The following is a 23645-nucleotide window of genomic DNA, read 5'->3' as shown; positions in this document are numbered from 1 at the left end:
TGTCCTGGGGGCCTCCGGGACATGTCAATCAAGCAAAGCCGCGGCGGTGAACAGCTCCACGCCAACCTCGATGGCCTCTTCATCCACGTCGAAATCGCCGCAATGCAGGTCACGCCGGACAGTGTCGCCGACCCTGCGGACGCCCAGCCTCGCCATCGCGCCGGGCACATGCTCCAGGTACCAGGAGAAGTCCTCGCCGCCGAGGCTCTGCTCGGTGCTCTCCACCGCATACAATCCGCGGCGCGTTTCCATCGCCCGGCGCAGCAGCCCGACCGAGCTCTCCTCGTTCACCACGGGCGGCACCCCGCGGACGTAGTTGATCTCCGACTTGGCGCCGTGCAGGGTCGCGATCTCGTCGACGGCGGCGTGCACCAGATCGGGCGCCTCCCGCCAGGCCGGCAGGTCCAGGCAGCGGACCGTGCCCGACAGCTCGGCGTGCTGCGGGATGACGTTGCAGGCGTGGCCCGACTCCACCCGGCCCCAGGTGACGGCCAGGCCGGAGCGGGTGTCGACGCGGCGGGACAGCAGCGCGGGCACCTCGGTGATCACCTTCGCGGCGGCGGTCACCAGATCGGTGGTCAGATGGGGGCGCGCGGTGTGGCCGCCCGCGCCGTCGAGGGAGACCTCCAGGCGGTCGCAGGCGGAGGTGATCGCGCCGACGCGCAGCCCGATGCGGCCCACGTCGACCCCGGGGTCGCAGTGCACCGCGAGAATCCGGCCGACCCCGTCCAGCACACCCGCCTCGACCGCGTCGGGCGCGCCGCCCGGCAGCACCTCCTCCGCGGGCTGGAACAGCAGCCGCACGGGGCGCGGCAGCCGGCCCTCGCGGGCCAGCTCGGCCAGCACCAGACCGGCGCCGAGAACGACGGTGGTGTGCACATCGTGGCCGCAGGCGTGGGCGCGGTCGGGCACGGTCGAGCGGTAGGGCACGGACTTGGTGTCCGGGATGGGCAGCGCGTCGATGTCGGCGCGCAGCGCCAGCATGGGCAGGGCCGCGGCGTCGCCGGTACCGGTCCCGGTCCCGGTGCCGGTCCCGGTGCCTGTGCCGATGTCGCAGATGAGGCCGGTGCCGGAGGGCAGCACGCGCGGCTCCAGGCCGGCCTGTTCGAGCCGCGCCTTGATCGCGGCGGTGGTGCGGACCTCGCGGTTGCCGAGCTCCGGGTGCATGTGGATGTCCCGCCGGAAGGCGATCAGTTCCGTCCGAAGCTCTTCGGGAAGCCGGCCGGGCAGAGCGAGGGCGTCCGCGCCGAGACTGGCGGCGACCTCGGGTGCGGCGGCCAGGGCGGTGACGGCCTCGGCCTCGGCGGTGACGGAATCGGTCTGGGGGGACATCAATTGCTTCACCCGATGAAGCGTAGAACGGCTGGTGGGGCGGCCGGATGTCGATCAACAAAACATCAACCCGTTCGGGGACGGGAAACTGCCACCCCTTGCGCATGATCTCCCTAGTCAGGGGGTATAACAGGCCCCTCCACCGCCGCCTGGTAGTGACGAGCGCCACATGGCGTACAGGCGAAGCCCTGACAGGAAGTTGCCGCCGTCATCTCAGGATGTGGTCATCGACGTGGTCACCGATGTGTTCACGGGCCCCGGACCCGCCGCTCACGGCGCCGCCGACGCGGGCATCGACCGCAGCCGGTGCGCGTCCCGGGCGGTGCCGGTGACCCCCGACAGAAACCCCTGGGCGCGCGGCGAGGCGTCGCTGCGCAGCCAGGCGGGGTCCACATCGCAGACCGCGACCTTGACCCCCGTGCCCACGAGCGCGAGCGGCAGCGTGTGCACGACGGTCGACGGGAAGCTCACGATCGTATGGCCGATGGGGCCGCGGCGGGCTATCAGCTCCAGCGGCAGGTCCGGCCGTACGATCTCCAGCCCGATCTCGACCGAGACCCGGTGGAGCTTGTCGGCGCTCTCGCGGCGGTGCGCGAAGTAGCGGGTCGCCCCGTGCGTACGGGCCAGGGAGGCCACCGCCTCCAGATAGCGCTCCAGGTCCACCACCCCGGTCTCCACCAGGGAGGTGCCCACCAGGTCGGTGCCCCGGGTGAGCGTCGGCGGGCCGAAGCGGTCCCGGGTCCAGGCGAAGGAGTTGGCCGTGACCGTCACCCCGGCGGGCGGCTCGACGGGCATCGAGCTGAACACCTCGACGCGCCGGTCGCCACCTGGGGTGAGCCGACGGCGCGCGTTCGCGGACACCGGAGCGAACACCATCTCGCGCGCCCCCCGGCCGGTGCCGCGCCGGTGCCAGCGCACCAGGGGCTCACCGCTGGCCAGTTGGGAGACGAACTCCATGGTGGCCGTGCCGTCGTCGACGACGACCAGGTCCCGGGCGCGGGTGAGCATGAGCAGCAGCTGCACATAGCGCGAGAACGGATCGCCGATGACGATCCGGTCGGCGCGGCGCAGCGGCCCGCGCAGCCCCCCGATCGTCTTCAGCGGCGCGCCCGCCCCGCCGCGCGCCTCCTCCCACCGCACCGCGAAGCCCTCGTCCCGCGCGAGCTCCGCCATACGGCGCAGCTGGCCGCGCGTCATCGGGTCGTGCGGCGACAGCACCACGACCGTGAGCCCGTCGGGGTCGGCCCCGGCCGTGTGCGCCCACTCCAGGACGTTCAGCAGCTGGACCGGGCTCTCGACGAAGGCCAGGGTGGCGCCGGAGCCGGCGCCGATGGTACCGGGACGTGCGGCACGCTCCGCGGCGTCCCGGGGCAGGGCCCGGAAGCGGCGGGCAGCCCCCGACGAGTCACGGGGACCCGCCGCTTCCGGGTGTGGGCCGGGCTGACCGGCCGATGAGTTCACAGCAGACGGCTCCTTGGCCTCTTGGACCTCATGACCCTCTCGGGCCTCTTTGGCTCCGACTCGGGCCTCTTTGGCTCCGACCGGACGGTCAGACCCCGACGGGCTCGCGCTCGGCGGAGTCGCCCTCGGCGACGACACCCGCGACACGGCGCAGCTTCTTCATCGGCCCGAGCTCGCTCTCGTAGACCTTCTTGACGCCGTCGCCCAGCGACTCCTCGATGGTGCGGATGTCGCGCACCAGGCGCTGGAGGCCCTGCGGCTCGACCGAGGCGGCCTGGTCCGAGCCCCACATCGCGCGGTCCAGGGTGATGTGGCGCTCGATGAAGGTCGCGCCGAGCGCGACGGCGGCGAGGGTGGTCTGGAGACCGGTCTCGTGGCCCGAGTAGCCGATCGGCACGTTCGGGTACTCGGCCTGGAGCGTGTTGATCACGCGCAGGTTGAGCTCCTCGGCCTTGGCCGGGTACGTCGAGGTGGCGTGGCAGAGCAGGATGTTGTCGCTGCCCAGCACCTCCACCGCGTGGCGGATCTGCTTCGGGGTGGACATGCCCGTCGACAGGATGATCGTGCGGCCGGTCGCGCGCAGGGCGCGCAGCAGCTCGTCGTCGGTCAGCGAGGCGGAGGCCACCTTGTGGGCGGGGACGTCGAACTTCTCCAGGAAGGCGACGGCCTCGGTGTCCCACGGGGAGGCGAACCAGGCGAGCCCGCGCTTCTTGCAGTGCTCGTCGATGGCGCGGTACTCGTCCTCGCCGAACTCGACGCGGTGCCGGTAGTCGATGTAGGTCATCCGGCCCCAGGGGGTGTCCCGCTCGATGTCCCACTGGTCGCGCGGGGTGCAGATCTCCGGGGTGCGCTTCTGGAACTTGACCGCGTCACAGCCGGCGTCCGCGGCAGCGTCGATCAGCTTGAACGCGTTCTCCAGGTCGCCGTTGTGGTTGATGCCGATCTCACCGGTGACGTAGACCGGGTGGCCGGGGCCGGCGATCTTGTCACCGAGCGTACGGAGGCGATTGTTGGAGCTCACTTAAGACAGTTCCTTTCCAAGAATCCACGAGGCGATCTCGCGGATCGCACCGTCACCTCCGGGCGTGGAGGTGACCGCGCGTGCGGCGCCGCGCACGACGTCGTGCGCACCTGCGACCGCCACGGGCCAGCCGACGAGGCCGAAGCACGGGAGGTCGTTGACGTCGTTGCCGACATAGAGCACGCGCTCCGGCGCGATGCCCTGCTCCTCGCACCACTGCTTCAGCGCGAGGTCTTTCCGGTCGATGCCGTGCAGCACGGGGACCCGCAGCTTGCGGGCGCGTGCGGCGACGACCGGGTTCTGCTCCGTGGACAGGATCAGCAGCGCCAGCTCAGCGCGGCGCAGGGCGGCGATCCCGAGCCCGTCGCCGCGGTGCACGGCGACGAGTTCGCGTCCTTCGGAGTCGATCAGCACCTTGTCGTCCGTCTGGGTGCCGTCGAAGTCGAGTACCACCGCGTCGATGTCGTCGCGGGTGGGGAGCGCGCCGGGGCGCGGGGCGTCGAGGAGCGGCGCGAGGGCGCGGGCCCGCGCCAGGTCGTGCGGGTCGTCGATCTCCAGGACGCGGGCGGCGTCGGTGCGCACCAGCGCGGTGCGGCCGAAGAAGCGGTGCCGCTCGGCGCGGAACCCCTCGACGCGCATCGCGTACGCGGCGCCGGTCTCCAGCAGGTCCTGCGGCCGGTCCTGGCGGCGCGGCCGGTACGACTTGTCGTGGTTGACGCCGTACCCGCCGTCGGCCGTCGTCCCGGCGTCCGCGTCGGTCGCGTCCTCCGCGTCCCGCCAGACGAAGCCGTGGAACGGGGCCACGGTCAGCGCGGTGTCCGCCCCGCCGTCCAGCACCGCCTCGGCAACGCCGTCCACGTCCTCGCGGACGATGAACGGGCTGGTGCACTGCACCAGCAGCACCACCTCCGCGGAGAACCCGTGGATCGCCTCGTACGCGTCGAGCGCGTGGAGCACGGCGGCCTCGCTGGTCGCGGTGTCACCCGCGATGGCGGTGGGCCGCTGGACGACCTCCGCGCCCGCGCCGCGGGCCACGGCGGCGATGCCCGCGTCGTCGGTGGACACGATCACGTCCGTCACCAGGCGGCTCGCCCGGCACTCCCGGACGGCGCGCGCGACGAGCGGCACGCCCCCCACGGCGGCCAGGTTCTTGGCGGGCACGCCCTTCGAACCGCCTCGGGCGGGGATCACGGCGACCACACGCCGGTCGGAGGGGGACATGGCGGCTCCTTCAGTGCCTTCGGGGTTTTCGCGTGGGGGGTGCGGGACGCGCGCGGGGCGGTCTGCGGTGGGGTGGCCCGCGGGGGTGCTCACAGCAACCACCCGTTCGCCCCGCCGCGGCAGCGGCTACTCGTCACATCAGCGGCTGCGCCGCGGGCACTGCCGCCCGCGCGGCGCAGAGGTGCGGCCATCGGGGACATGTGCGGCCCGGCGGCCGCCTGCGTTCCCCCAGCTACCGCTGGGAGGTGCCCCCGGCTCACAGCTCCCCCATCCGGCGGATCACCGGCGCCACGCGCTGGACGCCGTGCCGGTAGGCGCCGCGCGCCGCCTCCCGCATGGTGTTGCGTACGACCCGCCGCAACCCGCTGACCTGCGCGTCGTCCCCGGCCGCCGCGCCCGGCCGGGGCCGGCCGTCCGGCTCGAAGCCGTACCGGGCGAGCCTCGCGGGCAGATAGCCGGGCGCGGTGACGCGCGTGTAGTAGGGGGCGAGCGGCGGCAGCTGCTCCGCCGCGGCCAGCTCGGCGACCCGCTCGCGCGCGGCGTCGAAGGCCGTCTCGTACGCGCCGTCGGCCGCGACGCCCTGGCGGCTCACCCACTCGGGGTCGGGCTCGGGGCGGTGGCCCGCGTCCAGCTGGTCCCAGGAGGCGAGGCAGCCGGAGCCGAGGAAGTGGTGGTTGCCCAGCACCTCGCGCACCCCGAGGTCGGTGAGGACGGCGGTCGGGATGCCACGGTGCAGGGATTCCAGGGCGGCCGTGGAACTGACCGTCACCAGCAGGTCCGTGGTGTCCAGGACCTCGCCCATGTTTCCGTAGGCGAGGCGGAAGTTCTTCGGCACGCCGTCGCCGAGCTTGCCGACCAGCTTCTGGTACGGCAGCTCCTCGATGTGCGTGGTGTGCTCACCGGGCTTGCTGCGCAGCTTGACCAGGACCTCGCGGTCGGGGTGCGCCCGGGCGTGCTCCACGGCACGGCGCAGCAGGTACATCCGGTCGGTGCGGTTGTCCGGGACGGACGGCTGGACCGCGAAGACCACGGTGCCGCCGGGGTGGGCCCGCCCCTCGCGCGCCTTCTCGTCGTACGGGGCGCCCCCGAGGAAGGGCAGCGCGCACTCCACGACGCTGTCCGCCGACGCGCCGACGCCGGTGTAGACGTCGCGGAACCGCTCCGCGTCATGCCGGGAATTGGCGAGGACGACATCGGCGCCGTGCCGCAGCAGCAGGCCGTCGGCGAGCTTCTCGTAGACCACGCCCACATAGCCGGTGACCACGACGGGGCGGCGCGGCGCGGCCTCCCAGGCGCGGGCGAGGCCGTGCAGCATGGCCTGGACGGCGCCGCCGACCAGGGAAAGTACGATCACGTCGTACCGCTCGCGGTCCATCGCCGCGACGAACTCGACCCCCGTCACCTCACGCATCGAGTCCGCCCGCACCCCGACCTCGGCGAGCTGCCGGACCGTCGGCGTGGCCCGGCCGCGCAGCAGGAAGCCGTCCATGCGGCGGGCGGAGGCGGAGTCCAGGTCATCCGGTACGAGGCGGTGCGCGGTGAGCGCGCCCCATTTCCACCGGGTGTCGGAGTCCGCGAGCACGGCGACTCGTAGGGGGGAATTGGTACGTGAGGGCACGACGTTGACGCTAGGAAGCGATTTCGATTCGCGGCCCAACTCAGGAGCAACAAAGGGTTAACAGAACATCGACGCTTGGCGAATCGGCCGACGGGAACCGACGGGAGCCCTTCGGAAAGCCGTCGGGGAGTCTTCCGGAAGCTGTCGGAAAGTCGGTCGAAGCCCCCGGTCAACCGCCTAAATGTGGCGACAGGGGCGGCGGGTTAACCGTCCTGACGTCCTTCGTTCACCTTCACGTACACCCCTCGTCAAGCCGAATGCCAGACGGCGACCTACCGTCACGCGAGTGGTTAAGCTCTCCGTCATCGTGCCGTTCTACAACGTGCAGACCTATGCCCCCGATACGCTGAGAAGTCTGCGTGCGAACGCGCGTGCGGACTTCGAATTCATTCTCGTCGACGACTGTGCCACCGACGGGACGCCGGAGATCCTGGAGCGCGCCGAGCGCGATCTTCCGGGGGCCGTCTACGTGCGTCACGAGAAGAACGGGGGGCTCGCCACCGCCCGCAACACCGGCCTGGACGCGGCCCGCGGCGAGTACCTCACCTTCCTCGACGGCGACGACTGGCTCGCCCCCGGCTACTACGAGCAACTCCTCGCGTCCATCGAGGACTTGGGGTGCGACTTCGTGCGCACCGACCATGTCCAGTGCACCGGCCGGGCGCGCACGATCCACCGCGTGCCGCACGGTCTGCGCAACGTCGTCATGAACCCGCGCGACGTCATCCTCCCCGCCGACCGCTCCACCTCCGTCGACTACGCCTACGCCTGGGCGGGCATCTACCACCGCCGCCTGGCCGACCAGGGCCTGCTGCACTTCACCCACGGTCTGCGCACCGCCGAGGACCGCCCCTGGATCTGGAAGCTGCACCGCGAGGCGAGCTCATTCGCGGTGGTCGGACTGCTCGGCGTCTTCTACCGGCGCGGCGTCGCCTCCTCCCTGACCCAGATCGGCGACGTACGGCAACTCGACTTCATTCGCGCATTCGACCAGGTAATCGAAGAAACGGCCCAGGACCGGGACGCGGCCGATCTTCTCCCGAAGGCCGTGCGCACCTATTGCGCGATCATTTCCCACCATCTCGGCAACATCGAAAGGTTCGAGCCGACCGTGGCCAGGAAACTGCGTTCCATGTCCGCGGCCGCCATGAAGCGCATGCCACAGGACGTACTCAAAGAAGCGCTGGACTCGATGGACTACGAGCGCGCCGCCCGGCTGCGCCGGCTCAAGCGCCGCCCGGTGACGGAGGTGGCGGCCTGATGTCCGCCCTCGTCCCCGCCGGCGCCGCCGGGTCCGCCCGCGCCCCCCGCAAGCGCACCCAGATCTTCCTCGCCTCCACGCTCTACGGCGCCGCCACGATCGTCGCCGCGCTCGACTCGGACCGCATCGGCCCGGCCGACCGCCGGCTGCTGCTCGTCAGCAACAACGCCGCGACGCCCGAGACCACGCCCGCCATCGACGAGATGCCGGGCTTCGAGCGGCTGCGCGGCCGCTTCGACCGCGTCCTGTCCTGGAACGAGACGATCAGCCCCTTCCACCCGGGCGGCTGGTCCCCGCGCGCCGACGACGCCCCGCTGTGGGAGCGCCATCTGCGGCTGCTGTGGAACCTGGGCGACGACGACATCGAGATCGTCCTGGAGTCCATCCAGGTCAACCCGGCCGGGGCGATCGCCAATGTCTTCCAGGGCGCGCCCATCGACGTCTACGCCGACGGGCTGATGAGCTACGGCCCCACCCGTAACAAGCTCGATCCGCTGATCGGCACCCGCATCCGCCGCCTCCTCCACCTCGACCTCGTCCCGGGGCTGCGGCCGTTGCTGCTCACCGAGTTCGGCGTCGAGCCGGAGATCATCCCGACCGATGTCTTCACCAAGGTGCTCTCCGAGATCACCGACGCTGCCCCGCGCAGCGTCGCCTCCGCGAGCGAGCGGATCGCCACCGGCGTGGGCCCGGCCCTGATCCTCGGCCAGTACCTCTCCGCGCTCGACATCCTCACTCCGCAGGAGGAGGAAGAGCTGCATGTGCGGATGTTGCGCGGGGCCGTGGCCCTCGGCCACCGCAGCGTCGTGTTCAAGCCGCACCCCACCGCGCCGGCCCGCTGGTCGCGGATGCTGGAGAAGAAGGCCGCGGAGCTGGGCGCCGAGCTGACCGTCATGGACACGCCCGTCCTCGCCGAGGTGCTGTACCAGCGGATGGCCCCCGCCCTGGTCATCGGCTGCTTCTCCACCGCTCTGCTCACCGCGAGCGTCTTCTACGGGCTGCCCGTCGCCCGGATCGGCACCGAGGTGCTGCTGGAGCGGCTGACCCCCTACCAGAACAGCAACCGGGTCCCGGTCACCATCGTCGACGCGCTGCTGCCCAACCTCGAGGACCACAAGGCCGTCGCCGCCTGGACCCCGCCCACCGACGAGCGCACCGGCCAGCGGCTGACCGGGCTGGTCAGCGCGGTCGGCTTCGCCATGCAGGCCAAGATCTACCCGAATCTGCGCCCCGCCGCCGAGCGCTACCTCGCGGCCCACCTGGACGCCGCCACCTGGCGCTACTTCAAGCGCCGCCGCCTCACGGCACTCGCCCTGCCCGGCGCGGTCCCCTCCCAGCTCGCCTTCATCCCGCGCAACGAGACCGTGCGCCGCGTGGCGCGCCGGGCGCGCGCGCTCAAGCGGTCGGCGCTGAAGCGAGCGGCCACGGGGTGAACCGGAGGGACTGAGCAGACAGGCGACGAGTGCGAAGGAACGGAAACGGCACCATGACCACGGGCAGAGAGCTCGGCCGAATACGCGTTGAGGGTGACGGGGCGACGCGGAACGAGGTGACATCATGACCGCGACCGCAGGCGCACCCGCCCCGTCGTCCACCGGCTCGGGGAGCAACCCGGCCGGCGGGGACGCGGACGACACCGGCCCGATATCCCGCGCGCGCCCCCTGCCCCCCGCACTCCCGCAGAATCCTTCCCCCTCCCCCTCCCCCTCTCCTGAGGGCTCGCGCCCGTCCCGCGGCGCGCCCGTACGGCTGCGCGCGCTGGACGGCCTGCGGCTGCTCGCCGCCCTGATGGTCGCCGCGTACCACTACGGCGGCCGAGGCGGGGAGATCAGCCAGGCGTGGGGCACCTCCCCCCGCGAGCAGTTCCCCACCGCGTCCACCTACTTCGCGTACGGCTGCCTCGGCGTCCAGATCTTCTTCGTCATCAGCGGCTTCGTCATCTGCATGAGCGGCTGGGGCCGCCCCCTGCGCTCCTTCTTCGCCTCCCGCGTCTCCCGGCTGTACCCCGCCTACTGGGCCGCGATCCTCATCGTCACCGCCGTCTTCGCGCTGCCCTGGATCGCGTTCAAGTCGGTCTCGCCCAGCGACACGCTCGTCAACCTCACCATGCTTCAGCAGCCCATCGGCGCGGACCGGGTGCTGGGCGTGTGCTGGACGCTCTGGGCCGAGCTGCGCTTCTACGCCCTGTTCGCGCTCTTCGTCGTCCTCCCCGGCGCCAACCGCCAGCGCGTCATCCTCTTCTGCGCCGTATGGACCCTGGGCGCCGCTCTCGCGGACGCCGCGAACCAGCCCTTCCTCGAGCTGGTCCTGATGCCGGAGTACGCCCCGTACTTCATCGGCGGCATGGGCATCTACCTGATCCACCGCTACGGCCATGACGCCCTGGCCTGGGGCATCGTCGGCCTCAGCTTCCTCATCGGCCAGCACTACGCGGTGGCCGAGCTGTGGCACGCGCCGAATCCTTCCTTCTTCTCCTACCGCTCGACGCTCGGCATCGTCGCCATCGTCGCCTTCGGCTATCTCGCGGTCGCCCTGATCGCCCTGGGGAAGTTCCAGTGGGCCAACTGGCGCTGGCTCACCCTCGCGGGCGCGCTCACCTACCCCTTCTACCTGGTCCATGAACACCTGGGCTGGGTGGTGGTCGAGCTGCTCCACCAGAAGCTGGGCATCCCCTCGTACGGCACCTTCGCCCTGACCATCCTGCTGATGCTGTTCCTCGCCTGGCTGCTCTACCGCTTCGTGGAGCAACGCCTGACTCCTGTCATCAAGCGGTCGTTGACGGCCGTTCGGGTCCCCTGACGGCCCGGCCCGCCCTAGGGTCTCCTCCCGTTGGTTCGGCGCATCACCCGCTGGGCCCGACTCGGGCCAAGGAGGAAAATAGATGAGGAACACGTTCCGTGCCCTGCTGGTATCGGTGGCTGTCGCGTCCGCCACCGCGTTGCCGTCCTCCATGGCCCACGCGGCCGAGGCCGACGGGTACGACCGGTGTCCTGACGGCTACTACTGCATGTTCTCGGGGCTCGACGGCACCGGCGACATGATCAAGCTGAACGGAAACACGCCGGACCTCGCGGCGCTCGGCATGGACGACCGTGCCAAGTCGGACTGGAACCGGACCTCTTCCACCATCCACCTCTGGTCCGACGCGAGCTACTCCGGCTGCACGGTCGTCACCTCCGCCGGCCCGACCGGCAAGGGCAACTTCTTCCCCGACTACCGGGACTTCCTCAGCTCGGTGCAGTTCAACGGCCCAGGTGGCCTGAGCTGCGGCACCCCGCCCGGCGAAGACGCCTGACCCCGGGCCGCCCCGGCGGCCCGGGCGCCACGCGCGCCCCGGCCGCCGCGCCCACCAACTGCCGCTACCGCGGGGCGGCCGAGTTCTCGGGGACGGGAACGCCACCGGCCCACAGTTCTTCTGTGTGCTCGACGAAGCGCGAGTACATCCCCACCTCGCCGTGACGCCGCAGATGCATCAACGGCGAATCATGGCCGACGAGCCGGGCCAGGTGCGGCGTGACGAGTGCGTCGTCGTCGAAGCGGAAGACCGACAGGGACACGTGGTTGACGGCATCGGCCGGAGCGGAAAATCGCGCTTCCAGACCCTGCACCTCACCTATCTTGGCGAGTTGCTCCAGGGTCATCTTGATGCGCGTGGAGACCGTCAGGGCGACGTCCTCGATCTCTTCGCGTTGTCGGGCCACCGGTCCGTCCGGATCGCCGAGCAGGAAGCGGACTCGGCAGCCGCTCTCTGCCTTCCGCCGCAGCGTCTCGGGAAGAGCTGGCACCTGTGTCCAGAGAAAGTACGACGTAAAGCCGGCGAAGAACAGGTCGTCCTTCGCCCCGGCGATCAGGTCGCCCCAGACCGTCGAGGGGCAGGCCGACCTGTAAGCGTAGCTTTGGACGAGCTCCCGGTCGCCGCCGGTCTTCAGGCGGTCCCTCACCGCTTTCGGCCACAGCATCTCTGCGTCAACTCCCAACACCTCAGAGGCGTCTACCCGGTTCCTGGCGTGCGGGATGAGCTCTTCGTCCGCGACACCCGCCCGGACAGCGAGCAACCTCGGTGACAGCCCAGCGGACAAGGCTCCCGCTGGGGACGTTTGGGCGTTTTCAACGGTAGCGTCGAAACGCCCCAAGAGCCCTTGCCTTGGACGGTGATAGGTCCGCCATGGCGGATCAGGATTTGGTCGGCAAGCCTCCCGGCGACGGGCCAACGTCCGGGGGCAGGGGCCACCAGCTGCGAAGGAGACACGCGCCCGCCCACGCACGCCTAGGAATGCGCGGCCGATCCGGACCACCCGAATGAACCGGGCGACTGACAGGACAAGGTCCCGCCCCTGTGCCGCGGTCCCCCACCTGGTGGGGTGGGCCGTCCTGATGCGTCCCCAGCCAGCACGGACCGGGGCGTCACCAGCACCAGCACCGCCACGCCACGCCACGCCACGCCCTACGAAACCAGGCCAGTGGCTCAACGGGCACCACCGCCGGTCCGGACAGTGATCGTCTACCCCTGTACGCGAATATCGGCGATGCGCCACGGATGGGGGCCGTACGGCCGGCCTGGCGTCGCCCTGGCAGCGATCAACGCACCGGGGAACATCGATACGCTGAGCCTCTTCCATCCTCAGTTTGAGCAGGTCAGGTGAAGAGTGAGGACGGCTTGAACGACCCTGGTGATGCGTGTGGTCGAGCATCGGAGCTTGCGCAGGAGGCGCCAGGTCTTGAGGGTGGCGATGGCCGGTTCGACCAGGGCTCGGATCTTGGCCTGTGACCGGTTCACGGCCTGCTGGCCGCCGGAGAGGTTCTCCCAGCGGCCTCGGCAGGGGACGCGGGCAGCCGGCCCGGCGCCCTGGTAGCCCTTGTCCGGCCAGCAGTTGAGGTCCGCTGCGGTGAGTACGTCGAGAATGCCGTGTTCACGTGCGGCGCGGATGTCATGAACGGCCCCAGGCAAGGCGGGTGAGGCCCAGAGCAGACGTCCAGCCGAGTCGGCGAGGACTTAGGGCTTCCCCAGGTACGGCTGCAAGGCCCGCCTGGTCTCGGACGAGAGCCGGTCCGGGTCGATGGTGCCCACGGCGACGGCAAGCGCCTCCCCGCCCATCTGCGGGAAGGACGCCACCAGCAGTCGCTCTTCGTCGAAGAGCGGCTCGATCACCTGGAACACGGCTGCGGCCCCGATCGAGATGTCGGGGCTCGCCAGCAAGAGCTCGACGAACCGGAAACACCGCTTCAGGACGTCGTCGTCCGCCCCGTCCGCCGTCATGGAACAGAGCCTCGGAATGAGGAACCCGTCGGTGAAGACGTCCTTGAGGAAGTCGTAGAGATCTAGGTCCTCCGCAGCCTGCGCCTGCTCCTTGAGCTCCGGCACCATCTGACCGAGCAGGCCCGGAATGGCGTCCCGAGAATTCACTTCCATTTCGCTTTTACTCCCTTTTCATTGATGAGATCGGGCAAGACGTCGGGGCCCGCCTCCTGACGGAAGCAGGCCCCGACGCAATCATCCGCTCCGGGTCGGTCGAACTGTCACTTCTCGTCGTCCAGGAAGTGCGCGTACAGCCGTGCCGCGTGCGTGGCGGCTGGGATGTCGTGAGAAGTCATGCCGCTCTCCAGTGGTCTCGCTCTCTTCGGCACCGTGGGTACACCAGCGGCCACCGAACCGTCAGCACGATCCTTCCCGTGGCCCGGCCGGATTCGCTCAGCTCGGCACCGCCACGTACATCGGTCATGCGTGTTCACGCATGTGCAGGCTGCGCGGGCTGGGCCCATTTCGGCGTCCAGATGCCGTTGTCGGCGCGGCCCGGATAGCCGGAGGTGAGGTGGTGGCGCAGGGCGGCCAGGGCGGGGTGCGGGTTGTCGGTGCGCCAGACCAGTGAGTGGGGGTAGACCGGGGTCGGATCCTGGAGGGGGATGCGTCGCAGGTCGTGGCGGGCCGGCCAGACGAGCGGGGTCTGCTCGCTGACGAAGGTGGCCAGCGTCGAGGAGTCCGCGATGGTGTCGAGCAGATGCTCGACACCGAAGTTCGGGCCGACCGCGTCGATGGTGAGACCGAACGTGGCGGCGAGTTCGTCGTAGTAGGCGGCCCACTCGGTGCCGGGCATGTTGCCGGGCATCCAGATCCGGCGCCCGGCGAGTTGGGCGGGAGCGATCGCGGGGGCGCCGGCGAACTCGTGGGCCGGCCCGGTGAACAGGTACAGCGGTTCGTCGAAGACCGGAGTGGCCTCGATGCCGTCGGGGAGCTGCCGGCCCGGCATGGTCACGGCGCGGAAGGTCGCGTCGATCGTTCCGGACCGGACGGCGGCGATGGCCGTGTCGAAATCGAACAGGTTCAGGACATCGAGCTCGGTCTCGGGATGCGCGCGGTGGAAGTCGCGCAGCAGACCCGCCACCGAGACCCGGTAGCGGATCACGTCGACGCGCAACGCCCGGCGCCCTGGCCGCACGGAAGCGGCCGCCCGTTCCTCGGCTTGGAGGAGAGCCCGGGCGTAGGGCAGGAACGCCTGCCCGTCGATGGTGAGCCGGGCGCCGCGGGCCGTACGGCTGAACAACTGCACACCGAGGTCCTTCTCCAGCACGGCGACGCGCTTGGACACGGCCTGTGGAGTGATCGACAGGTTGGCGGCGGCTTCCTGGAACTGTCCCGCGTCCACGGCGGCGACGAAGGTGCGCACGGCAGTGAGGTCCATGGCGCCCATCCTAGGTGGACAACCAATCGTTGAGTCTGAGCACCGAAATAGTTGTTTGATCGCAGTACGCCGCGCTGGTTTTGATGTCTTCGATCAACCTGTGGTTTGGCAAGCAGCGCGGCAGGAGGCGCCCCATACATGCCGGATTCCTTCGTTCATCTCCACAACCACACCGAGTACTCGATGCTGGACGGCGCGCAGAAGCTGAAGCCGATGTTCGGCGAGGTGGCCCGGCAGGGGATGCCCGCGATCGCGATGAGCGACCACGGCAACATGTTCGGCGCCTATGAGTTCGCGCAGGTCGCGAAGGGCTTCGAGGGGATCAGGCCGATCATCGGCATCGAGGCGTACGTGGCGCCTTCCTCTCGGTTCGGCCGGAAGCAGGAGTTCTGGGGGCCGGGAGGCCGTCGTGCCACGAGCGCGGACGGCGAGGGGGCGAAGGATGTCTCCGGTGGCGGCCGTTTCACCCACATGACCATGTGGGCGCGGAACAGCCAGGGTCTGCGGAATCTGTTCTGGCTCAGCACGCAGGCCAGCTATCAGGGCCAGTTCCCGGCCGGAAAGCCGCGCATGGACCGGGAGTTGATCGCCGAGCGGCCGGACGGCGTCATCGCCACCACCGGCTGCCCGTCCGGCGAGATCCAGACCCGCCTGCGGCTCAACCAGTACGACGAGGCGAAGGCCGCCGCCGCGGCGTACCAGGAGATCTTCGGCCGCGAGAACTACTTCCTGGAGCTGATGGACCACGGCCTGGACATCGAGCGTGAGGTCCGCGAGGGCCTGCTGCGGCTGGCCAGGGAACTGCACATTCCGCTCCTGGCCACCAATGACGCGCACTACGTCACCGAGGACCAGGCCGACGCCCACGACAGCCTGCTGTGCATCGGCGTCGGCAAGAACAAGGACGACCCGGGCCGCTTCCGTTTCAACGGCTCCGGCTACTACCTCAAGACGGCCGCCGAGATGCGCGGCCTGTTCTCGGAGCTTCCGGAGGCCTGCGACAACACCCTGCTGATCGCCGAGGGCGTCGAGTCCTACGACGAGGTCTTCGACCACGTCGACGAGATGCCGCGGTTCCCGGACGTGCCCGAGGGCGAGACCCAGGAGTCGTGGCTGCGTAAGGAAGTCCTCAAGGGGCTGGCGATGCGCTACGGAGACCCGGTCCCCCAGCGCATCCTGGATCGCTTCGAGACCGAGATGTCGGTCATCGGCCCCATGGGATTCAGCTCCTACTTCCTCGTCGTGGCGGACATCTGCCGCCACGCCCGGGAGAACAGGATCCCCCTCGGTCCCGGCCGGGGTTCGTGCACCGGCTCGATCGTCGCCTACGCCACCCGCATCACCGAGCTGTGCCCCCTGGAACACGGCCTGCTGTTCGAACGCTTCCTGAACCCCGAGCGCATCAACCCGCCGGATGTCGACCTCGACTTCGACGACCGTCAGCGCGACCGGATGGTCCGCTACGTCACCGAGAAGTACGGCGAGGAGTACACCGCCATGGTGAACACGTTCGGCAAGATCAAGGCCAAGAACGCGATCAAGGACTCCTCGCGCATCCTCGGCTACCCCTACGCCCACGGCGAGCGGATCACCAAGGCGCTCCCGCCGGACCAGAACGGCAAGTCCGCCCCGCTGGCCGCCATCTTCGATCCCTCCCACGAGCGGTACGGCGAGGCCGGGGAGATCCGGCAGATGTACGACAACGAACAGGACGTGAAGCGCGTCCTCGACACCGCCCGCGGGGTGGAGGGCCTCACCCGCGGCACGGGAGTGCACGCCGCGGCGGTGATCCTTTCCAAAACGAAGCTCACCGACCGCATTCCGCTGCACATGCGTGGATCGGACGGCGTGAAGATCACCGGCTTCGACTACCCGTCCTGCGAGGCCATGGGCCTGATCAAGATGGACTTCCTGGGGCTGCGGAACCTGGGCGTCATCGACCAGGCCATCGAGAACATCCGCGAGAACCGGGGCATCAGCCTGGCCACCGTGGATCCCCTGGACGGCGACCCGTCCACCGTCGTGATCCCGCTGGACGACGCCACGACATACCGGCTGCTGGCCGAGGGCAACACCTTCGGTGTCTTCCAGCTCGACGGCGGCGGCATGCGCGTCCTGCTGAAGCAGATGGAACCCACTCGCTTCGAGGACATCGCCGCGGTCAACGCCCTCTACCGGCCCGGCCCCATGGCGGCCAACGCGCACACCAACTACGCGCACCGCAAAACCGGCCGCCAGGAGATCGCCCCGATCCACCCCGAGCTGCGCGACGCTCTGGAGCCGATCCTCGGCAACACCTTCCATCTGCTCGTCTACCAGGAGCAGATCATGGCCATCGCCCGGGAGCTGGCCGGGTACACCCTCGGCGGCGCCGACCTGCTGCGCCGTGCGATGGGCAAGAAGAAGCCGGAGGTGCTGGCCGCGGAGTGGGACAAGTTCCACTCCGGCATGCGCGGCAACGGGCACGGCGAGGAAGCCATCAAGGCCGTGTGGGACGTCATGCTCCCGTTCTCCGGCTACGCGTTCAACAAGTCCCACACCGCCGGCTACGGCCTCGTCTCGTACTGGACCGCCTATCTCAAGGCCAACTACCCGGCCGAGTACATGGCCGCCCTGCTCACCTCGGTCGGCGACGACAAGGACAAGGCCGCGGTCTACCTCGCCGACGCTCGCAAGAACGGCGTCCGCGTTCTCCAGCCGGACGTGAACGAGTCCGTCGCCGAGTTCACCGCCGTCGGCGACGACGTACGGTTCGGGCTGCGATCCGTACGCAACGTCGGCGACAACGTCATCGAGGCCGTTGTCGAGGCGCGCCGCCGGAGGGGGAAATTCACTTCGTTCTCCGATTTCCTCGACAAGGCCGACCTGCCCGCGCTGAACAAACGAGCCGTGGAATCCCTGATCAAGGCCGGCACCTTCGACTCCCTGGGCCATTCCCGCAAGGGCCTCACCGCCGTCCACGAGGACGCCATCGACGCGATCATCCCCGTGAAGAAGGCGGCGAGTTACGGGCAGGACGATCTCTTCGCCGACCTGGGCGGCGGGGGAAGCGGCGAACCGGCCTTCGGTCTCGACTTCGCCGTCGACGAGACCGAGTGGCCTCGCCGGCAGCTCCTGGCGACCGAACGCGAAATGCTGGGCCTCTATGTATCGGCCCACCCGCTGGACGGCGCCGAGCACGTCCTTTCCCGGGCGCGGGACTGTTCCATCGCCGAACTGCTCGCCTCCGGCCGCACCACCGGGGACGTACAGCTCTCCGGGCTGATCACCGGCATTCAGCTCAAGATGACCAAACAGGGCAACGCCTGGGCCATCGTGAACCTCGCGGACCGTGACGCCGGCATCGAGGTCCTCTTCTTCCCCGCCGCGTACCAGCTCGTGCAGCACGCGCTGGCCGAGGACAACGTCATCGCCGTCAAGGGCAAGGTCGAGGACAGAGACGGAACGATGAACATCTTCGGTCGCGAGCTCTCCGTCCTCGACATCTCCTCCGCCGAGATCGGCGGCAGGCCACCCGTGAGGCTCGCGCTTCCCTCGCACCGCGTCACCGAACAGTCCGTCAAAGAGCTCAAGCGCATCCTCGCGGCCCACCCGGGCGACAACCCCGTACACCTCAGCGTCCGCGGCGCACGCAAGACCACCGTCTACGCCCTCCAGGCCACGGTGGACCCCACGACCATCGCCTCCGATGTCAAAGGCACCTTCGGAGCCGACGCCTGGCAAGGCATCGCTTGAGAGCGCGGGCGAGCAGGTCGATGCGACATGCGCGAATCGTCAACGACCCTGCGCGGACTGACAAGGCCGAGTGCTATCGCCCTCGGCCATCCTGAGTGCCGAACACCGAAACAGCTGCGCCAGTGAAGGACCACGCACGTAAGGAGAGCCATGAACATCTCTCGCATCCTGAAGACCGCCGTTCCTGTGGCCGCCGCAGTCAGTCTCCTGGCCGCATCCCCCGCGGTCGCCGCCGACTACACCGGGTGCACTTCCAAGGCCTGTGGCAGTGTCTACAACTACCAGTACAAACAAATACCCGGATGGGATTCGTACGAAATCTCAATCGACAACGTGATAGTCAGGGACAAGGTAAAGGACGACGGGTACCTCCCGGCCGTAGTGATCCAGTACAACAACAGCAATGGAGCCCAGCGCAAGTTCATCTGGGGCAATGACAACGGCACCAGCCAGAATCTCGGCAGGGTCTACATGTACGACCTGAAGGATGTCTGGTTCCAGGTCTGCCACACCGGTGGGACCTGTACGAAGCTCACGAGGTTCTGAGCGGGCAAGGCATTCGTGCCGCAGTGCCCACGCATGTGACAGGCGAGGTTCAGCACCAGACCGGGGCATCCGTGCCCCAGAGCGTCGGCGGGTGGGACCAGTCGCGGGGGGCGTCTGCGTGGCCGAGGGGTGGGCGGGCGTAGCGGAGGTGGCCGTGCGGGGCGGGGCGCTCGGTCAGCCAGGGGGTGGGGTCGTAGGCGTCGCCGGGCGGGGTGTCACGGGTGTCGGGGGTGGCGGGGGTGATGCCGTGCATCAGCCAGGAGGCCGTGGCGGTCAGGGAGAGGCGCAGATGGCGTCCGCCGCCGCTCTCGTGGCGTTCGGTCAGTGCGCGCAGGACCGCCGCGGCGAGCAGATAGCCCGTGCCGTGGTCCAGGGCCTGGGCGGGGAGCGCGCCGGGGTGGCCGTCGGAGCCGGCTTCGAGGGCGGCGATGCCGCTCGCGGCCTGGACGAGGCTGTCGAAGCCGCGCCGGCCGGCCCAGGGGCCGGACCAGCCCCAGGCCGACACCTGGGCGACGACGAGTCCGGGGCGGCGCTCCAGCAGGGCGTCGGGGGCGAGGCCGAGGCGGTCGAGGGCGCCGGGGCGGTAGCCGGTGACCACGGCGTCGGCGTGGGCGAGCAGCTCTTCGAAGGTCTGCCGGTCCCGGGGGTCGGCGAGGTCCAGCCGGGTGGAGCGCTTGCCGAAGCCGGTGTCGGCGTGGGCGTCCGGGGCCTCCGGCAGGCGCGGGGAGTCGACGCGCAGCACGTCGGCGCCGAGCAGCGCCAGGGTGCGGGTGGCCACGGGCCCGGCGATGACCCGGGTCAGGTCGAGGACCCGTACGCCGCTCGCGGGGAGAGGTGCGGGCGGCAGCGGGCAGGGGGCCGCGTCTCCGACGTGGCGGGACTCGATCAGCACAGGGTCGGTGGCGGTCTGCGTGGGCGGGCCCACGGCCACGGCCAGGCCGCCCGCTTCGTACGCCGTCTCCTGGATCCACTGAGCGGGGCGCCGCGCCAGCTCCTCCGCGAGGCGCTTGGCGAGGGCGTCCTCATCGCCTTCGTTCGCGATGCCGAGGGCGGCCAGCAGACGGGCGCGGTGGTGCGGGTAGTTGGCGTGCGTGCGCACCCAGCCGTCGGCCGCGCGCCAGAAGCCGGACAGCGGCGCGAAGTTCAGCGGCTTCCGGCCGTCGATCCGCAGATGCCGCTCGCTGACGAAGGCCGTGCCGACCGCGGCCTCGGACACCCGTACGGCGGACACCGCTCCCCCGGACCGCCGCGCCCCGAGCTCGGCGGCGGCGAGTGAGCACGCGCCCACCGTGGCGCGGGCCAGCTCCCGTACGGGCAGGCGGGAGGACAGCACCCCGTCGGCGGGGACGTACGACACCCTCTGAAGCAGTTGCGGCGCGCCTCCCAGGGCCGCCCATGCGTGAGCGGTCGCCGCGTCGGCCTCTCCGTCGGTCTCGATTCGGTGTGTCATGCAGTCATTGTGCCGGGCACCGGGCCGAGCATCTCACGGCCGCGCGCCCGGGCCCATGGTCGCCTCGATGCCCGCGACCATGACGCGCAGCCCCTCCTCGAAACGCGTCTCGTAGTCCGAGAACAGATCCGGGCCCGCCTCCGCCGCCAGCGGATACTCCTCGCCGATGCGCTCCGCGCGCTCCTGGACGTCGTAGCCCTCGGCCCGCTCGCCGGGCATCGGCTCCACCGCCTGTTCCTCGATCACGAACCCGAGCGTGAACGCGTACGCGATGAAGGAGGCGCGGGCGGCGGTGCCGGGGGTGAAGCCCGCCGCGACGAGCGCGCGCAGGTGCTCGTCCTGGGCGGCGGCGTGTGAGGTGTCCGTGAAATGACTGCCGCTGAAGACCTTCGCGCCGTCGCGGTAGCGGAGGAGCGCGCGGCGCAGCGCCCGCTGGGCGCCCGCGACGCGCTCCTGCCAGGTGGCGGCCGGGGGCACCGACCCGGCGGCCATCTCGCGGTACATGGCGGTGGCCATCTCGTCGAGCAGGGCCTGCTTGTTCTTGAAGTGCCAGTAGAGAGCGGGCGCCTGGACGTTCAGCTCTTTGGCGATCCGGCGCAGCGTGAGCCCTTCGAGGCCCACCTCGTTCAGCAGCCGCAGGGCGGTGTCCACCACCTGTGCGCGGTCCAGTCGCGTCGCCATGCGCCGATTCTCCCAGCCCGTCCTCCGGCCCATGACGCTTGACAATTTAACGCCGTTAAGGACACCCTCGAAGCATGGAACTTAACAACGTTAAGGACGCCGTGCTGATCGTCGGGGCCGGGCCCGCCGGCCTGACCCTCGCCGTCGACCTGGCCCGGCGCGGCGTGCGCGCCCGCGTGGTCGAGCGGGGGGCGGACCTGTTCCCCGGGTCGCGCGGCAAGGGGCTGAACCCGCGGACCCAGGAGGTCTTCGACGACCTGGGAGTGATCGACGCGGTGCGGCGGGCGGGCGGGCCGTATCCGCTGATGCTGGGCTGGGAGGACGGCAGGCCGCTCGGCACCCACGACATGATCGAGCGCGGCCGGCCGACGCCGGGCGCGCCGTACCCGGACATGTGGATGGTCCCGCAGTGGCGCACCGCGCGCCTGCTGTACGAAGGGCTCCAAGAGCTGGGCGGAACCGTCGAGTTCGGCACCGAGCTCACCGGCCTGACGCAGGACGCCGACGGCGTCGAGGCGCGGCTGTCCCGCGCCGACGGCTCGGCCGCGACCGTACGGACCGAAGGCGTACGGACCGAAGCCGTACGGGCCGCCTATCTGGTGGCCGCCGACGGAGGCCGCTCCACCGTGCGCAGGGCGCTCGGCATCCCCATGACCGGCGAGAGCGTGGACCCCAGCCCGATGCTGGTCGCCGACGTCCGGGTCGACGAGGACCGGCTCGACCGCGGCCACTGGCACGCGTGGCCGAAGGCGAAGGGCGGCACGCTCGCGCTCTGCCCGCTCGCCGGGACCGACCACTTCCAGCTCTTCGCCCAGTTCGAGGACGCCGACGCCGTGCCGGACACCTCGGCCGAGGCCGTGCGGCAGCTGATCGCCGAGCGCACCCACCTCGCGGCGTCCGAGGTGCGCGAGGTGCTGTGGGCCTCGGACTTCCGGGCGCGGGCGGCCATGGCGGAGCGGTTCGCGGAGGGCCGGGTCTTCCTGGTGGGGGACGCGGCGCACATCCACTCCCCCGCGGGCGGCCAGGGCCTGAACACCAGCGTTCAGGACGCGTACAACCTCGGCTGGAAGCTGGGACAGGTGCTGCGCCACGGGGCGGACCCGGCGCTGCTGGACAGCTACGAGGAGGAGCGGCTGCCGGTCGCCGCCGGGGTGCTCGGCATCAGCACCCGCATCCACCGCGCCCACAGGGCGGGCGACGCGAAGGGGCAGCGCCGCGGCGCGGGCGTGCGCCAACTCGGCCTGTCCTACCGCGGCGGACGGCTGGCGGTGGACCTTCGGCAGGAGGAGAGCGTCTCGCCGGAGGGCCGTCCGCGCGCGGGCGACCGGGCACCTGACGCGCCGTGCGCCCTCCCGGGCGGCGGGCCGTTCCGCCTGTTCGACGCCTTCCGGGGCCCGCACTTCACGCTGCTGGCCCTCGGGGACAGCGAGCCCCCGACGCCGCGCGCCGGCTTCGTCCGTACGTACCGGGTCGGCGGCCCGGCGGGGCGCCCAGGTCATCTTCTCGACCCCGACGGGCACATCCGCGCCGGTTACGGGGAGCGCGGGCTCTTCCTCGTCCGCCCCGATGGGTACATCGGTTTCGCGGCGGACGAGGAAGCCGGGCTGCGCGACTATCTGGCCGGACTCGGCGGCTACGCCGCGCCCGCCTGACGGTAGAGATCCAGCGCCTCGTTGCCGAGCGTCGGGTGGTACTCGTTGTTGCCGGCGCTCACGCTGATGTTGCCGATGAGGTAGCCGCCGCCGTTCGAGGTGTTGAAGTCGGCCAGGAAGCCGCCGCCGCTCGAACCCCCGGTCTGGACGCAGTCGATGCCCCACATCGTGGAGCCGGGCCGCCCCGCGTCGGGGTATTCGTCGCCCTCGCAGTGGTTCAGGCGCTCGCCGTTGCCCTCCGCGGCCGAGCCGCCGTAGCCGAAGGAGTGGACGTGGCGGCCGGTGGGCGAGTTGAAGGCGATGCCCTGGGCGCCCACGGTGTCGACCAGCGACCGCCCGTTCACCTGGCCCATGACGGCGAAGGCGAGGTCCCAGTTGGCGTTGCCGCCCGTGGAGACGTACTGCCCGAGGTGGAACAGCGACCTGGCGGTGAAGGTGCCGAAGGGGCGGTTGCCGTTGGCGTAGCCCGGGATGAAGACCCAGTTGCGGTAGACCTCGCCGGTGCCCGCGTCCACGACGCAGTGGCCGGCGGTGAGGACGACGGACTTGTTGTCCGCGTTGGCGACGGTGGCCGAGCAGGCGAACGTGCCCCCGGAGGCGTTCTGGAAGAACACCTTGCCCGCCGTGGTGCCGATCAGGCCGCCCCCGGTCCAGGGGGTGGGCGAGGAGGCGGCCGCCGAGGGGGCGGCGCCCGAGGGCGACACGGATTCGGGCGCGGACACCGGGGGGACCGTCACCCGCGGTCCGGCCGCCGACGGTTCGGCGGCCGACGCGCCGGTCCGGCGCGTCGTGGTGACGTCCCGTGCGGTGCGCAGGCGTTCGGCGGTCCAGAAGCGCAGCGCGGACCGCTGCTGCTCGGCGGAGACGGAGGTCTCCTGCGCGGACCCGGGCGGCGGGGGCGGCGCGGGCGCGGCCTGGGCGGTGCCGAGGGTCCAGCCCATGGCGGCGACGGTTATCGCGCTTAAGAAGGTGATGGCACGTCTCATGGAA

Annotated in this window: 18 protein-coding genes and 1 pseudogene; 7 read left to right on the top strand and 12 right to left on the bottom strand. The window is 70.6% G+C overall.

The features are described 5' to 3' along the window. Positions 1 to 24: 24 nt before the first annotated feature. The 5 genes from ABTY62_RS18560 to ABTY62_RS18540 form a co-directional block, all read right to left on the bottom strand. Positions 25 to 1332, bottom strand: a complete 1308-nt coding sequence (locus tag ABTY62_RS18560; protein ID WP_352130536.1) for an amidohydrolase — start codon at positions 1330 to 1332, stop codon at positions 25 to 27. A 270-nt stretch (positions 1333 to 1602) separates the two neighbouring features. After that, positions 1603 to 2664 carry a hypothetical protein gene (locus ABTY62_RS18555; RefSeq protein WP_352130535.1) on the bottom strand — a complete coding sequence of 354 codons (1062 nt, stop codon included), beginning with the start codon at positions 2662 to 2664 and terminating at the stop codon, positions 1603 to 1605. Positions 2665 to 2881: 217 nt separating this feature from the next. Next, complete coding sequence (locus tag ABTY62_RS18550) at positions 2882 to 3814, bottom strand: N-acetylneuraminate synthase family protein (RefSeq protein WP_352130483.1); 933 nt, start codon at positions 3812 to 3814, stop codon at positions 2882 to 2884. Continuing rightward, positions 3815 to 5035, bottom strand: a complete 1221-nt coding sequence (locus tag ABTY62_RS18545; RefSeq protein WP_352130482.1) for a cytidylyltransferase domain-containing protein — start codon at positions 5033 to 5035, stop codon at positions 3815 to 3817. It lies immediately after the preceding gene. Between the two features lie 256 nt (positions 5036 to 5291). Then, positions 5292 to 6617, bottom strand: coding sequence for a DUF6716 putative glycosyltransferase (locus ABTY62_RS18540; RefSeq protein ID WP_502997478.1), 1326 nt, complete (start codon positions 6615 to 6617; stop codon positions 5292 to 5294). 322 nt (positions 6618 to 6939) lie between these two features. Between ABTY62_RS18540 and ABTY62_RS18535 the strand changes: the two genes are divergently transcribed. The 4 genes from ABTY62_RS18535 to ABTY62_RS18520 all read left to right on the top strand — a co-directional run bounded on the left by ABTY62_RS18535 (position 6940) and on the right by ABTY62_RS18520 (position 11209). Continuing rightward, positions 6940 to 7914 (top strand): glycosyltransferase family 2 protein, encoded by a 975-nt coding sequence (locus ABTY62_RS18535; RefSeq protein WP_311724228.1) that lies wholly within the window; start codon positions 6940 to 6942, stop codon positions 7912 to 7914. Beyond that, positions 7914 to 9347 (top strand): alpha-2,8-polysialyltransferase family protein, encoded by a 1434-nt coding sequence (locus ABTY62_RS18530; protein ID WP_352130480.1) that lies wholly within the window; start codon positions 7914 to 7916, stop codon positions 9345 to 9347. Before ABTY62_RS18535 ends, ABTY62_RS18530 begins: the two co-directional genes overlap by 1 nt. 124 nt (positions 9348 to 9471) lie before the next feature. Then, positions 9472 to 10713, top strand: coding sequence for an acyltransferase family protein (locus ABTY62_RS18525; RefSeq protein ID WP_352130479.1), 1242 nt, complete (start codon positions 9472 to 9474; stop codon positions 10711 to 10713). Positions 10714 to 10795: 82 nt separating this feature from the next. After that, complete coding sequence (locus ABTY62_RS18520; RefSeq protein WP_352130478.1) at positions 10796 to 11209, top strand: peptidase inhibitor family I36 protein; 414 nt, start codon at positions 10796 to 10798, stop codon at positions 11207 to 11209. Between the two features lie 64 nt (positions 11210 to 11273). On the opposite strand, the gene ABTY62_RS18515 is transcribed toward ABTY62_RS18520, so the two are convergent. From ABTY62_RS18515 to ABTY62_RS18500, 4 genes and pseudogenes are all read right to left on the bottom strand, one after another. After that, positions 11274 to 11873, bottom strand: a complete 600-nt coding sequence (locus ABTY62_RS18515) for an XRE family transcriptional regulator (protein ID WP_352130477.1) — start codon at positions 11871 to 11873, stop codon at positions 11274 to 11276. Positions 11874 to 12535: 662 nt separating this feature from the next. Further along, positions 12536 to 12907 (bottom strand): annotated as a pseudogene (locus tag ABTY62_RS18510) (transposase family protein); the annotation flags it as partial. Then, the gene (locus ABTY62_RS18505) at positions 12908 to 13324 is read right to left on the bottom strand and encodes a hypothetical protein (protein ID WP_352130476.1); all 417 of its coding nucleotides are present in this window, start codon (positions 13322 to 13324) and stop codon (positions 12908 to 12910) included. A gap of 316 nt (positions 13325 to 13640) precedes the next feature. Beyond that, positions 13641 to 14591, bottom strand: a complete 951-nt coding sequence (locus tag ABTY62_RS18500; protein WP_352130475.1) for a LysR family transcriptional regulator — start codon at positions 14589 to 14591, stop codon at positions 13641 to 13643. A 138-nt stretch (positions 14592 to 14729) separates the two neighbouring features. On the opposite strand from ABTY62_RS18500, the gene dnaE reads away from it, so the two are divergent. Together dnaE and ABTY62_RS18490 are read left to right on the top strand one after the other, a co-directional pair. Further along, the gene (gene dnaE, locus ABTY62_RS18495) at positions 14730 to 18326 is read left to right on the top strand and encodes a DNA polymerase III subunit alpha (RefSeq protein ID WP_352130474.1); all 3597 of its coding nucleotides are present in this window, start codon (positions 14730 to 14732) and stop codon (positions 18324 to 18326) included. Positions 18327 to 18476: 150 nt separating this feature from the next. After that, a complete protein-coding gene (locus ABTY62_RS18490; RefSeq protein WP_352130473.1) occupies positions 18477 to 18872 on the top strand; it encodes a hypothetical protein in 396 nt (131 codons plus the stop codon). Between the two features lie 49 nt (positions 18873 to 18921). On the opposite strand, the gene ABTY62_RS18485 is transcribed toward ABTY62_RS18490, so the two are convergent. Together ABTY62_RS18485 and ABTY62_RS18480 are read right to left on the bottom strand one after the other, a co-directional pair. Then, positions 18922 to 20322, bottom strand: coding sequence for a CoA transferase (locus tag ABTY62_RS18485; protein ID WP_352130472.1), 1401 nt, complete (start codon positions 20320 to 20322; stop codon positions 18922 to 18924). Between the two features lie 33 nt (positions 20323 to 20355). Further along, on the bottom strand, positions 20356 to 21003 hold the full coding sequence (locus ABTY62_RS18480) for a TetR/AcrR family transcriptional regulator C-terminal domain-containing protein (protein ID WP_352130471.1): 648 nt from the start codon (positions 21001 to 21003) through the stop codon (positions 20356 to 20358). A 74-nt stretch (positions 21004 to 21077) separates the two neighbouring features. Between ABTY62_RS18480 and ABTY62_RS18475 the strand changes: the two genes are divergently transcribed. Then, a complete protein-coding gene (locus tag ABTY62_RS18475) occupies positions 21078 to 22655 on the top strand; it encodes an FAD-dependent monooxygenase (protein WP_352130470.1) in 1578 nt (525 codons plus the stop codon). Here the strand turns inward: ABTY62_RS18475 and ABTY62_RS18470 are convergent. Further along, positions 22637 to 23641: a trypsin-like serine peptidase gene (locus ABTY62_RS18470; RefSeq protein WP_352130469.1), complete on the bottom strand. Its 1005-nt coding sequence runs from the start codon at positions 23639 to 23641 to the stop codon at positions 22637 to 22639. The genes ABTY62_RS18475 and ABTY62_RS18470 overlap by 19 nt on opposite strands. Positions 23642 to 23645: the final 4 nt, after the last annotated feature.

Source organism: Streptomyces sp. NPDC097640 (assembly GCF_040302705.1).
In the GTDB taxonomy this organism is placed as follows: Bacteria; Actinomycetota; Actinomycetes; order Streptomycetales; family Streptomycetaceae; genus Streptomyces.
The sequence above is the reverse complement of the archived record's forward strand: the minus strand, read 5'-3'. Positions and strand labels throughout refer to the sequence as shown.

Coding starts and splice junctions, on each gene's coding strand:
- ABTY62_RS18560 (WP_352130536.1), bottom strand. CDS start 1,332: ATGTCCCCCCAGACCGATTCCGTCACCGCCGAGGCCGAGGCCGTCACC.
- ABTY62_RS18545 (WP_352130482.1), bottom strand. CDS start 5,035: ATGTCCCCCTCCGACCGGCGTGTGGTCGCCGTGATCCCCGCCCGAGGC.
- ABTY62_RS18530 (WP_352130480.1), top strand. CDS start 7,914: ATGTCCGCCCTCGTCCCCGCCGGCGCCGCCGGGTCCGCCCGCGCCCCC.
- ABTY62_RS18525 (WP_352130479.1), top strand. CDS start 9,472: ATGACCGCGACCGCAGGCGCACCCGCCCCGTCGTCCACCGGCTCGGGG.
- ABTY62_RS18520 (WP_352130478.1), top strand. CDS start 10,796: ATGAGGAACACGTTCCGTGCCCTGCTGGTATCGGTGGCTGTCGCGTCC.
- ABTY62_RS18515 (WP_352130477.1), bottom strand. CDS start 11,873: ATGCTGTGGCCGAAAGCGGTGAGGGACCGCCTGAAGACCGGCGGCGAC.
- ABTY62_RS18505 (WP_352130476.1), bottom strand. CDS start 13,324: ATGGAAGTGAATTCTCGGGACGCCATTCCGGGCCTGCTCGGTCAGATG.
- ABTY62_RS18500 (WP_352130475.1), bottom strand. CDS start 14,591: ATGGACCTCACTGCCGTGCGCACCTTCGTCGCCGCCGTGGACGCGGGA.
- dnaE (WP_352130474.1), top strand. CDS start 14,730: ATGCCGGATTCCTTCGTTCATCTCCACAACCACACCGAGTACTCGATG.
- ABTY62_RS18490 (WP_352130473.1), top strand. CDS start 18,477: ATGAACATCTCTCGCATCCTGAAGACCGCCGTTCCTGTGGCCGCCGCA.
- ABTY62_RS18485 (WP_352130472.1), bottom strand. CDS start 20,322: ATGACACACCGAATCGAGACCGACGGAGAGGCCGACGCGGCGACCGCT.
- ABTY62_RS18480 (WP_352130471.1), bottom strand. CDS start 21,003: ATGGCGACGCGACTGGACCGCGCACAGGTGGTGGACACCGCCCTGCGG.
- ABTY62_RS18475 (WP_352130470.1), top strand. CDS start 21,078: ATGGAACTTAACAACGTTAAGGACGCCGTGCTGATCGTCGGGGCCGGG.
- ABTY62_RS18470 (WP_352130469.1), bottom strand. CDS start 23,641: ATGAGACGTGCCATCACCTTCTTAAGCGCGATAACCGTCGCCGCCATG.